Source organism: Aminobacterium sp. UBA4834, assembly GCF_002400205.1.
Taxonomy (GTDB): domain Bacteria; phylum Synergistota; class Synergistia; order Synergistales; family Aminobacteriaceae; genus Aminobacterium; species Aminobacterium mobile.
Genome location: NZ_DHFC01000018.1, coordinates 193,172 through 193,950 on the forward strand (window position 1 = coordinate 193,172; position 779 = coordinate 193,950).

At 43.5% G+C, this 779-nt stretch carries 1 protein-coding gene; it reads right to left on the reverse strand.

From position 1 onward, the window contains the following. Positions 1 to 424 precede the first annotated feature (424 nt). Positions 425 to 688 carry a hypothetical protein gene (locus tag B3L97_RS07460; protein WP_024821992.1) on the reverse strand — a complete coding sequence of 88 codons (264 nt, stop codon included), beginning with the start codon at positions 686 to 688 and terminating at the stop codon, positions 425 to 427. Positions 689 to 779: the final 91 nt, after the last annotated feature.

The window sequence follows — 779 nt, forward strand, 5'->3', positions numbered from 1 at the left end:
TGACTGCTAAATGGTGGGGATTATGGAAATTTTCTTTTTGAGTATGGAGGGCATATCCAAACAAAGGCTATGGAAGAAATTTCGCAAAATGGCTCAACAAGGGGGGCACTGAAAACTTATAACAGCTTCAGAAACAGCAGCGTTATGAGAGTGAGCTCCGTTAGCTAGGCCTTCGATAATCTTAACGATGCCCTGGAAAAGGCCGAGGCTAGGGCATCTCAAGTATTTGATACACTTTCATTCAGCAGAGGGCAATTCACCTCGCTTCGAAAAGCTGTTTTGCTACCTCATCGATAACCATGTTTCTGTTCCCCTGATTTGTTTCAGAAGACATCGCTGCTGAAGTTCCAATGCGTAAGAGGTTTTCGTTAAACCTTTCCCTAACATAAACATAGCCTGAGCCCATATTCCCATGTAAATTCAATCAGAGGTATTTTATCAAGTTATCCTCTACTTCAAATAAACCTGGCATTCCTCGAACATTAAAGGCCTTTACCGGGCGTATATTTCGCAAGAGCCACGCATATCCCGCTGGATTCGGCAATTCGTCAAAAAGCGCTGCCTCTGCTTCCATCGCTTCTTTAGAGCTTTCCGCTTGCTGCTTCGCTGTTTGAAGGGAAATAACCGCACGAAGAGCGTTATTTACAGGTTTTTGGGGCTGTAGACTTTTGCAGAACCTTCGAATCATGGTATCTTATTGGTATCAATACTTTGGGAGGTGAACTTTACGATGAACAAAAAAGGGCCTGTCATTTACAGAAAAATAGACAGCGCGGGGA

What these genes read in the sequence shown, in the direction of transcription:
- B3L97_RS07460 (WP_024821992.1), bottom strand. Translation starts at nt 688, where the DNA reads ATGATTCGAAGGTTCTGCAAAAGTCTACAGCCCCAAAAACCTGTAAAT.